The sequence below is a fragment of the Ancylobacter mangrovi genome (assembly GCF_024752355.1).
GTDB classification, from domain to species: domain Bacteria; phylum Pseudomonadota; class Alphaproteobacteria; order Rhizobiales; family Xanthobacteraceae; genus Ancylobacter; species Ancylobacter mangrovi.
Genome location: NZ_JANTHZ010000015.1, coordinates 93,119 through 102,560, shown reverse-complemented (window position 1 = coordinate 102,560; position 9,442 = coordinate 93,119). Strand labels below are relative to the sequence as shown.

Sequence of the window (9,442 nt, the reverse complement as noted above, 5' to 3'; positions counted from 1 at the left end):
AGCGCCACAGCGAAGCTAGTGGCGTATTCATACCGCCGAACGACGGACGCAACTGAACAGAGCAACGTCCACCGGTAGTATATGACTGACGGCGGACGCAAGTACTCATCGCACCTGCCATGGTGGGCAATGCACCAGATCCGCGGCTGGATGATCGAGAGGGCGCGCCATCCGCAGGTCATGGTCGCGCCTCCCCGCTCTCCGGCGTATTCGCGACCTCGAGCAGCACGTCCGCGTGGCACGGTTTGTCGAGGGCGCACCAGCAGGCGAGGTTCTTGCCGCGTATCTCGCTGATGTGGGCCCGCGCGTGGTGCTCGGCGTCTCGCTGGTCCTGCGGAACGGCATCGCGTGAGACGCAGACGAGGCCACCGAGGAGCGCCCGGTAGAGCCTGACGCATTCGGCAGCGGTGCCGTCCCGGCCCACCACGAAGGGGTTTCCCCACGGCGTCGAGCGGTCGACCTTCACCGTGTCGCGCGGCATGCGCCAACCCCTGGCGCGCGAGAGGCGGATGCGGACGGGTGTGTCAGCCATTCCCGTTCCCCTTAAGCGCCTCGTCGCGGGCGACATTCAACTCGGACATAGCCGTCTCGCTTCCGCCAGCATCGGGGTGCTTGGAGCGCGCGAGACGGCGATAGGCGGCCATGATCGTTTCGCGGGTAATGTGGCTGCCCGGCACGTTGGCGAGCTCCAGAACGTCACGCCACGGACGCCGCGCGTCGGGGGGCGGGAGGGCGGCGAACCCGGAGAACATCTCTGCCACCGTCGCCACGCCGTGCCGCTCGATCTTGCGCGTCGCCTCGATATGCCCGGCAATGGCGGCAATGTTGTCGGCGGCGCGGTCATAGGTGTCACAGGGCATGCAATGCGGCTTGCCGTTGAGCTGGAAATAGAGCGCGATGCCCGGGTCGGTCGGCTCGCGCTGGCCGGAGCGCGGGAGCCCGTCCAGTCGTGGCTCGAGGTTTGACGACACGATCGGATAGCGCGCGCCAAGCAGATCGAGTTCGGACTGCAGCCGCTGCATCGCTTCGGCGACGGTGAGCCGCGATTTGAAGCTCCCGCGCTTCGTGGTGCCGAACGTGGCGGTGCGGCGCGACGTCCTGCGCGGGCGGCCGGGCGGCCATGAGAGGGGGAATGCCTGGCTCATGGCTGGCTTCGCTCCGATGGGAAAGCTCCTCGCTGGTCGACCGACAGCGCCACCGTCAGCGGCTGGACCCATATCGGGTCGGCGGAAAGCATGAAGCTCTCGCCCGCCCAGGCGAGCAGCAGCGTTCGGCCCATGACGGACGCGATCGCCGCGGCGGCATCGGGCGGCACGGCGTTGCCGATGCGCTCGCGCCACGCGGAATCGCTCCGGCCCTCCAGCGTGAACAGCGTCTCCGGGTCGACGAGACTCTGCAGCGCGGCGAGTTCGAGCGTGGTGAATGGGCGATGCCAGGTGCCGTCAAGGGCGCGGATGATGGCGACCAGATTGGTGTTGCCCTCCGGCAGGGCGTCGATCGAGGCGACGGCCGCCTCCGGCGCGCGCGGATCGGCGACCGACCAATGGCCGTTGTTGTTCTTTGCGAAGGCCGGTACCGCACCGCTCGTCTCCTCCCAGCCGGTGACGCCGTAGTGGCCGCCGGTGAGGTAGACGCTGCGATCCTCCCGGCTTAGCGCGGCCGGCCGGGGATCGGCGACGCAGAGCGCGCCGCCGCTCGGGTGCGCGGCGCCGGTGACAGTCTTCCCCGCATCCTCCCAGCCATGCACCTGCATGATGTTGTGATGTGTGGCCGGCCCAAATCCCGTTCGAGGATCGGCGACGGCAAAGGCGCCGTTGCCGGTGGTCGAGGCCGAGATGACGACGCCGGACGCCTCGTCCATCCGCGTGACGCGGTATTTCGTCTGCTTGTAGTCCGGCCGGTCGCTCGGGCGCGGGTCCGCCACGGCCAGGCCGCCGGCGGGGCCGCCCGGGCCGGCGATCGCCGGCAAGGGCGCGCCGAAGGGCACGATCCGGAAGGTGTTGTTGAAGCGCGGGGCGCCCTGCAGCCGAGGATCACACACGGCGTAGGGCCCGGTGCCGACCGAAACGTCGCCCTTCACCGTGGCGGCGGTCCTGTTCCATTCTCGAACGCCGAGCTGGACCGACTTCGGGTGCCCGTCGACGCGCGGATCTGCGACAGCGAAGGTGCCGTTGGTCGGGCCGCCGCGGCTGGTTACGGCGCCGCTGTGGTGCTCCCAGGGCTGCACGCCGAGCACGCCGGCCTGCCAGTCGGCATCGGGCGCGATGCCGAAATCCTTCAGGACCCCGTCGGCGACACCGAGACGGTTGAGCGAGCGCCAGTCCGACCCGGCCTCGACGAAGGCGAGGCGCACCCAGGTCTTCCACTGGAGCGAGGGCACACGGTGCATGGGGCCGCCGCGCGTCTCGTCGCCCGGGAGCGGGAGCTTTTCGAGGATCTCGCCGACACCGCGCAGCCGGCGCTTGGGCGGCTCGTAGAGGAAGGGCGGGACCTTCACCTGGTGGCGGGCGACCAGCAGGAAGCGCTTGCGGCTTTGGCCGAGACCGCCGATCTCGCCGCAATCATGCGTGGTCTCGGCTACGACATAGTTGTAGCTGCGCAGCAGGGCGACGATCTGGTCGATGAAGTGACGGCCCCGCGTGGCGATGCGCGGCACGTTCTCGAAGATGAACAGCTCCGGAGGGTCGTCCGACCAGGCATCGAGCGCCAGCCACAGGCCGCGGAAGGTGAGCCGGTTGAGCGCCTGGTACTTGGTGCTGAGGCTCTTGGTCTCCGACAGCAGGCCGGAGAAGCCCTTGCAGGGGAACGAGGCGAAGACGATGTGCGGGCGCTCGTAGTGGGCGGCGCGCCGCATGTCCTCCGACGCCGCTTCGTGCCAGTCCGCCGGCGGCTCGTGCCCGTGGAAGTCGCGATATTGCTGGCGGTCGAACAGGTCGATCACGGTGCCCGGCACGCCGGCCGAGCGGCTGAAATCGCGGATCGCCGCGGCGTCGCTGTCGACGCCGCCGATGCAGCGGAACTTCGCCCTCAGTGAGCCGACGCGCGCCTGTCCCTTGTTGAAGCCCTTGGCACCGCCGCCGAGGCCGCAGCAGATGTGAAAGTGGCGGATTTCGACGTCGCTCATCACTCCGCCGCCTCCGGCTGATCCGCGGGAGCCAGGAAGTCGAACAGCGTCGGAATGGCCTTCTTGCGTTCGATCGCCTCGAGGTATTTCACGCCGTCGAGGAAATACCTGTGGTTGAGCTCGGCGGCTCGCCCGCGCCGGCCGAGATGCAGGGCCCGGTAGGGCACCGTGAAGAGCCCGCCGAAAGGATCGAAGACGAGCTCCCCGGGCGCCGAGTAGCGGGTAATGCAGCGGTCGACGACATCGAACTGGAGCGGGCAGACGTGGAGCTCCCGGCCGGCCGAGGCCTGCGCCGTGTTCAGCGTCTTCATCCGGTCGATGTCGTGCCAGACATCCGGCCGGCTGCTGCCGGGCCAGAGCGCCATGAACACGGCCGGCAGGACGCCGCGATAGTCCAGCTCCTCGCCGATCCGCACATGCGTCTCGTAATCGTAGACGGTCTCCATGCTGAACTGCCTGAAGACCTTTCCGATGACATCGGGATCGAGCTTCGCAAGCTCGTCCGCCGTCAGCAGGCGGTTGCCGCTCGACCGCCAACGGGCATGCGCGTCGGTCTGCCAACGAGCGCGGGAATAGCCGGTGCCGGGCACCGGGCGTCCCTTGTCGTTAAAGGAGACGATCGCGCCGTCGGGCATCTCGACAGCAGGCATCTCCTTCGCCACGCGCTGATCGGCATAGGAGCGTGAGCGGTCCTTCGGTAGCTTGCGGAACACCAGCAGGAATTCCGGGCTTCCGAAGCCCATCTTCGTGCTGTCCTTGGCATTCTCCGAATAGCCGAGCCGGTAGGTCTGGTTGTTCTCGCGCACGACGTCGGTGTCGATCACCGCCATGCCCATGTAGGCAAAGCCGTGCCTCATGAAATGGAAGAGCGTCTTCGCGTGGAACGGGTTGACCGTCGGCGTCCCGGCGCCCGTGACGGAACCGAACAGGATCCTGTCCTTCACGTGGATGCAGCATTCCCGGCCCGGCTTCAGGATCCGCAGCAGCTCCGGCGTCAGGAAATCCATCTGGCCGAAGAAGTGGTCATCGTCGTCGGTGTGGCCGAAGTCGTCATAGGTCGGCGTGTACTCGTAGTGGTTCGAGAACGGGATCGACGTGACGATCAGGTCGACGGAATCGGCGTCCATCCGCCGGCACTCCTCGACGCAGTCATTGTTCGCCACCTGCCAGCCCTGGCCGCTGGCCTCGATCCGCTCGATGCCGATCGAGCGTTGCAGGACCTCCGCCATGCCGGCGAGACTGAGCCCGTATTTGCGAATGATCTCGCTCATGCGCGCGGCCATTTCCTCATGGCGCGCCCACTTGGCCTCGAGGTCGCGTCGCGCCGGCCGCATGCTCTCGGGATAGATGACGTCGATCTCGACGGGATGGAGCTGGCCAAACCGCTGGATGCGGTGGACCGCCTGGATGAAGTCGTTGAACTTGTGCCCGACGCCGAGGAACGCCGCCTTGTGACAATGGCGCTGCAGGTTGCAGCCGGAGCCGAGCATCACCGGCTTGGCAGCGAGGAACTGGAAGGCACCGTCCGAGAAGCCGATGACGCGGCCCTCGCGCTCCTCGAGCTCCTGCGTGCCATAGACGGACCGGACGCCCGGCACCGCCGCCTCGATCGCCCGGCGCTCATCCTCGAGGTCATGCCAAAGGATGCGATGGCTTGTCGGATCGCCGGCGATGATCTCCTGCATCCTACCGATGCAGGCAGGCAGGGCGGCGCGCCGCTCGCGCGCTTCCTGCGACAGACCTTTGGCCTCGGGACGGATCAGCGCCAGCTGCCCGTCGCGATCGGCCGTCGAGCCGACCAGGTCGACCGGCACCTCATGCCAGCGGACGGTGAGCGGCGGGAGGTCGTAGCCTTCATCGGAGAACCCCAGATCCGACGGCTTCTGGAGGAAGACGGCCCAGGTGGACACCCACATCCAGAACTCATGTTCCTTGTGCGGAAAGAGCGTGAGATCGCCTGCCTTTTCCGAGTTGCGTTGGAAGAAGCGTGTCAGCGCCTGACCCGTATCCATCACGCCAAGGAAGCCGGCGTAATGGATCAGCTCCTTGAAGCGGTTGGGCGAAGGGGTGGCGGTGGCGACGAAGCGGAAGCGCGCCTTGTCGAAGAGCGGCAGAAAGGTCTGGAAGGTCTTGGAGCCGAAGCTTCTCAGGATCGACGCCTCGTCGAGGCTGGCGATGGCGAAGTTGCCGGGGTCGAGCTTGCCCTCACGGATGCTCTCGTAGTTCGTCAGGTAGATGTGGTCGCCCTGAGCGCGGGCCCCGTGGAATTCGTCGTCTGACTGAACGAAGCGAAGCGAGACCGCGAAAGCGTCGTGGAAGCGCTCGCGCGCGTCGCGGAAGAACTCCTGACGCACGCCGAGCGGCAGCACGATCAGCGCCTCGCCGCCGACGCGGGCCTTCAGCAGCCGGCAGAGCTCGATCTGCGTCGAGGTCTTGTGCAGACCGAAGCTGGCGAAGATGGCCCGCCGCCCGCCCGCCGCTGCCCATTGGACGATGCTTCGCGTGAAGGGCTTGAGCGCCGGGTTGATCCCGTCCAGCGGCACGGAGATGCCGGTCGACGGGGCAACCTTCATTTTCGCTTCGAGGAACCGGCGATAGGAGAGGCGAGCGTTCATGCGGCCCTCCGGACGCGGGAGCCGCGCAGGAACTCGCCGAAGGTGAGTTCGCTCCAGCTATCGCTGATGCTAAGCCACCGCTTGTAGCGCGCCTCGGCAGGAGACGGCGCCGCGACGACGTCCTCATAGCCCTCGAAGCTGACCACGAAAGCGCGGTACCGATCTCCGATCGCCCGCAGATGATCGGCGAGTGCCTTCCGGCCTTCCGCCGTCACGCCGAAGAAGCGCATGGTTGCCGCGCGCTCGAACTCCTCCCAGTGCGGTGAAGAGGCCATTTCCTCGGCTTTCGCCCCGCTGGTGGCGAAACGGTTGCGGTAGGTCTCGCCCATCGGGTCGAGCGGCCGGCCAAGAGCATGATCGATATCATCCATTGCCTTGTCGGCGAGGTAGCGGTTCACGGAGGGGTTCATGCGCATTGCCCCGCCTCCGCCATGGCGAGCGCCGCGTTCAGGACCGCCAGCACCAGGGCCTTGGCCGGGGTTGACGCTTTCCCGTTCGCTTCGTCGAGCCGGTCACAGTGGTCGGGGTGAACGCGGTTGAGATGAGCCCAGCCCGGCTCCTGGCTGCCGTGCCCGCAACGCCAGAACCAACGGGGCAACAGCGCTTCCTTGAAGGCTATGGCGCCATCCACGGAGCCGCCGAGCGGGCCGGTGGTGGCCGATTGTGCCGCCATCGCGCCGTGCTCGCCGAAGGCCGCGACCGCGTCGGGATCGCCCGCGCCGATATAGCCGCCTGCGGCGACGACATCGCGGAAGCGTCGGAGAACGGGGGCATCAGACATGGCCGGCCTCCCGCATGAGGTGAAACTCGATGGAGAGGTCCGGCGCGCAGAGCGGCGAGCGCGGAATGACGACTGCTGCCGCCGGCGCCGTCTCCAGCTTCCCATGACCCTCCAGAAAGACCGACAGACGGATGGCGGTGCCGGTCGGATCCTGCAGGACGCTCTCGAAGGCGATGTCGAGCACCGGCCCGAGGCGGCGAACCGTCTCCCGCGCGCGAAGCTCGTCGGCGCGTATGCGTGCCGCCATGCGCCGTGCATCCTGCCGGTTCGCTTCCAGCCCGAGCAGCTTCATCTGCGAGCGGGCCTGCTGGATCGGGTCGCGATGCATCCAGACCGTGAGCGCCCGGGTGCCGATCGGCACCGAGAAGGCGATGGAGTCGATCCACTTCACGGCGCGACCGCGCATCTGCCGAAGGATGACTTCCTGGTGCTGGCCGGGCCGCATCTCGTCGAGCTCGTAAGCCGGACGGCTCCCAACGACCGGAAAGCCGCCGCGGTCGAGCATGGTCATCACCAGCGTGGTGCCGCAGCGCCCGAGCCCTGCGACGAAGATGTTCGGGGCGTCCGTCATGGCCGAACTCCGGTTCCGATCCGCTGGTGCTCGCCGCACGAGCCGTGCATGTCGGTGCGCGGCCAGCCGAGATCGTTGGGCGGGGGAAGCCGCCGGCACTCGCCCCGCTGCGAATAGGCGGGCCCGCGCTTCCAGAAGCGGCAGTTGCGGCAGACGCCGGGATCGATCGCGTCGCGGCGCAGAATGGCGCGCATGTCCAGTTCGGCCGGGCAGGGCCGCCGTATCCAGGCGGCGAGGCGCTTGACGAGGTCAGCCATGGCCCTGCACCTCCGGGAAGGCGCGGGCGGCGGCCTGGCGCAGCTCCGCCTCGATCTCGTTCCGGATCCTCGCCAGGGTCTTGTCGACCCATTCGAGCATGTCGTCCGGGTGGGCATCGGAAGGAGGCGGCGATCCCGCAAGCGCCTTCGAAGCGCCGGCACAGAAGCAAGCGGCGCGGCCCGTCATGCCGACAAGGAGGCGCTCGACCTCCGCGGGCGACAGCCCACACGCGACGATGCGCGCCATCAGGTCGTTGATCTGGGCCTTGATCGCCAGCGTGGCAGCCGCGAATTCCGGCGTGGGATGAACCTCAGCCATAGGCGCCTCCCGACAGGCCGGCACAGATGCTGTCGGTGCGCCGGCTGGCGGCGGCGAGGCGGACCGCCTGCCGGCGGTGATCGGCGATCTCCCGTTCGTCGTAGCCGGCGCTCAGCAGGAGAAGCGCGACCTCCCGTTCGTCCGCCAGATCGCAGGTGGATTGCGCCAGGCTGATCGCCATGGCGTCGACGATCTCGTCGTGCTCACGCATGGGGCACCTCGCGCACGTCGTCCTGGAAGGGTTGGGCGTAGGGATCGGAGGAGCCGGGGGCAGGGAAATCGTCCTGCCAGGCGGTGCGGAGGCCGACCCAGAAACCGAGCGGCCCGAAGATCATCAGGCCGAAGAGAAGGCCCAATACGGCGCCGTCGAGGGTGAGGGAGGACAGGGCGCAGGCCATCAGGCGAGCCTCCCGATGAAGTCGTTGCCGAGGGCGCGTTCGATATGGATGAGCGCTTCGCTCCTGCGGCCGATCGCCAGCTCGGAACGCGCGAGGCAGATCTCGTCGTTAGGGGAGATCGCTGTGCCTTGTACGGTGATCTTCTCGCGTGCGAGCAACTTCTCGGCGTCGGCACTTTCGATGATCTGCCGGTCGATCAGTTCCTGAAGAAGCTGGCCGGTGTCGAAGTCGCTCAGGTCGACCTCCACCTGCACGCGTTCGATGGTGCCTCGCTGTTTCCAGACCATCACATCGCTCCCGTGAAGACGCCGGCCCAGAAGCCGAGGGCTGAAAGGAACAGCCAGAGGGCGCAGAGATCACGCAGCATCGCGATGGCCATGGTCGGCTCCCTTGCGTGCGGCGTTGCGATCGGCGCGCCTGAGGCGAACCCGGGCCTCGCGCGCCTCGTCCTCGGAGACGATGCCGTCCGGCCATCCGTCGAGGTCGATCCGGGCGGCGCCGGCCGTCATGGCGCGCAGATAGGTGCGGCCGTGGACGTAGTCCGAAAGCGCTTCGTGCAGCCGGCGGGCGCTGATCTCCGGTGCCACGGCGCGGATGGCCTGCCGGATGCCCTTCTGCAACGGCAGCTTGGGCTGGCCCTTGGGCATGAAGCAGCGCGGGAAGCGCTGGACCAGAAGCTCACGGGTCGCCTCGGCGCGGGTCTTGCGCTGGCGCCACTTCTCGACCGGCGTCTCAACGGCGTTCATTGGAGCAGTCCTCGGTCCGGAACGGGCGGTCGCGCATGTCGCGCGAGCGAGCCTTGAGCGAGCGGATGTGGGTGGAGAGCGTCTCGGCGAGATCGAGCGCCTGGAGACGCAGGGTTTCGAGTTCCGAGGCCGCGAGCTCGATGGCGCGGGCCGCCTGAAATTCGGGCGTCCGGGCAAGCTGGGATTCCTCGGCATGGGAATGCGGGATCATGCGCTGGCCTCTGGAAAGAGAAGGGCGGCCGGATCGACTTGGGATTGAGGGAGGAGCGATCCGGCCGTGGCGGGAGATGCGGCCGCCGAAGTTCAGGAGAGGGCGACGCCGTCGGTCTTCAGGCTGGGAGCGTCGGGAATGCGCTCGCCGGCGCTCGAAGTGCTGTCGGCATACCGCTCACCGCAGAAGGGGCAGAAGGTCGCCTGGAGGATCGGCGGGCGCCCGCGCTTTTTGGGATCGAGCTTGTAGAGGTCGACGCAGGCCCGCGCCGGGCCGATCAGGTTGAAGGTGACGCCGGCGTTGTGCGGCTTCAGCAGTTCCGTCGTCGTGGCAATGCAATCGCACATGGCGCGAACTCCATCAGCGGTTGGCGTGCCCGGCGGTCGGTAGGGCTGGGGGAGCGGTAGACCGCCGCCGGGC

At 67.9% G+C, this 9,442-nt stretch carries 15 protein-coding genes; all 15 read right to left on the bottom strand.

The annotated features are described in order from the left end of the window. Window positions 1-178: 178 nt before the first annotated feature. Window positions 179-532: a DUF4326 domain-containing protein gene (locus NVS89_RS22740; RefSeq protein WP_258735069.1), complete on the bottom strand. Its 354-nt coding sequence runs from the start codon at window positions 530-532 to the stop codon at window positions 179-181. Beyond that, window positions 525-1,145 carry a J domain-containing protein gene (locus tag NVS89_RS22735; RefSeq protein ID WP_258735068.1) on the bottom strand — a complete coding sequence of 207 codons (621 nt, stop codon included), beginning with the start codon at window positions 1,143-1,145 and terminating at the stop codon, window positions 525-527. Before NVS89_RS22735 ends, NVS89_RS22740 begins: the two co-directional genes overlap by 8 nt. Beyond that, window positions 1,142-3,124 (bottom strand): DNA cytosine methyltransferase, encoded by a 1,983-nt coding sequence (locus tag NVS89_RS22730; RefSeq protein ID WP_258735067.1) that lies wholly within the window; start codon window positions 3,122-3,124, stop codon window positions 1,142-1,144. The genes NVS89_RS22735 and NVS89_RS22730 overlap by 4 nt, the downstream gene beginning before the upstream one ends. Continuing rightward, a complete protein-coding gene (locus tag NVS89_RS22725) occupies window positions 3,124-5,739 on the bottom strand; it encodes a DNA methyltransferase (protein ID WP_258735066.1) in 2,616 nt (871 codons plus the stop codon). Before NVS89_RS22725 ends, NVS89_RS22730 begins: the two co-directional genes overlap by 1 nt. Next, window positions 5,736-6,137, bottom strand: a complete 402-nt coding sequence (locus tag NVS89_RS22720) for a hypothetical protein (RefSeq protein WP_258735065.1) — start codon at window positions 6,135-6,137, stop codon at window positions 5,736-5,738. The genes NVS89_RS22725 and NVS89_RS22720 overlap by 4 nt, the downstream gene beginning before the upstream one ends. A gap of 8 nt (window positions 6,138-6,145) precedes the next feature. Continuing rightward, the gene (locus NVS89_RS22715) at window positions 6,146-6,520 is read right to left on the bottom strand and encodes a hypothetical protein (RefSeq protein ID WP_258735064.1); all 375 of its coding nucleotides are present in this window, start codon (window positions 6,518-6,520) and stop codon (window positions 6,146-6,148) included. Next, a complete protein-coding gene (locus tag NVS89_RS22710; protein ID WP_258735063.1) occupies window positions 6,513-7,091 on the bottom strand; it encodes a sulfotransferase family protein in 579 nt (192 codons plus the stop codon). The genes NVS89_RS22715 and NVS89_RS22710 overlap by 8 nt, the downstream gene beginning before the upstream one ends. After that, the gene (locus NVS89_RS22705; protein WP_258735062.1) at window positions 7,088-7,348 is read right to left on the bottom strand and encodes a hypothetical protein; all 261 of its coding nucleotides are present in this window, start codon (window positions 7,346-7,348) and stop codon (window positions 7,088-7,090) included. Before NVS89_RS22705 ends, NVS89_RS22710 begins: the two co-directional genes overlap by 4 nt. Beyond that, on the bottom strand, window positions 7,341-7,667 hold the full coding sequence (locus NVS89_RS22700) for a hypothetical protein (protein ID WP_258735061.1): 327 nt from the start codon (window positions 7,665-7,667) through the stop codon (window positions 7,341-7,343). Before NVS89_RS22700 ends, NVS89_RS22705 begins: the two co-directional genes overlap by 8 nt. Further along, entirely contained in the window at window positions 7,660-7,878 is a 219-nt protein-coding gene (locus tag NVS89_RS22695) for a hypothetical protein (RefSeq protein WP_258735060.1), read from the bottom strand. Before NVS89_RS22695 ends, NVS89_RS22700 begins: the two co-directional genes overlap by 8 nt. Beyond that, window positions 7,871-8,065, bottom strand: coding sequence for a hypothetical protein (locus NVS89_RS22690; protein ID WP_258735059.1), 195 nt, complete (start codon window positions 8,063-8,065; stop codon window positions 7,871-7,873). The genes NVS89_RS22695 and NVS89_RS22690 overlap by 8 nt, the downstream gene beginning before the upstream one ends. Beyond that, on the bottom strand, window positions 8,065-8,352 hold the full coding sequence (locus tag NVS89_RS22685) for a hypothetical protein (protein ID WP_258735058.1): 288 nt from the start codon (window positions 8,350-8,352) through the stop codon (window positions 8,065-8,067). Before NVS89_RS22685 ends, NVS89_RS22690 begins: the two co-directional genes overlap by 1 nt. A gap of 69 nt (window positions 8,353-8,421) precedes the next feature. Next, a complete protein-coding gene (locus tag NVS89_RS22680; RefSeq protein WP_258735057.1) occupies window positions 8,422-8,811 on the bottom strand; it encodes a ProQ/FinO family protein in 390 nt (129 codons plus the stop codon). Further along, window positions 8,798-9,022: a hypothetical protein gene (locus NVS89_RS22675; RefSeq protein ID WP_258735056.1), complete on the bottom strand. Its 225-nt coding sequence runs from the start codon at window positions 9,020-9,022 to the stop codon at window positions 8,798-8,800. Before NVS89_RS22675 ends, NVS89_RS22680 begins: the two co-directional genes overlap by 14 nt. 92 nt (window positions 9,023-9,114) lie before the next feature. Continuing rightward, window positions 9,115-9,369 carry a hypothetical protein gene (locus tag NVS89_RS22670; protein WP_258735055.1) on the bottom strand — a complete coding sequence of 85 codons (255 nt, stop codon included), beginning with the start codon at window positions 9,367-9,369 and terminating at the stop codon, window positions 9,115-9,117. Between the last annotated feature and the right edge of the window lie 73 nt (window positions 9,370-9,442).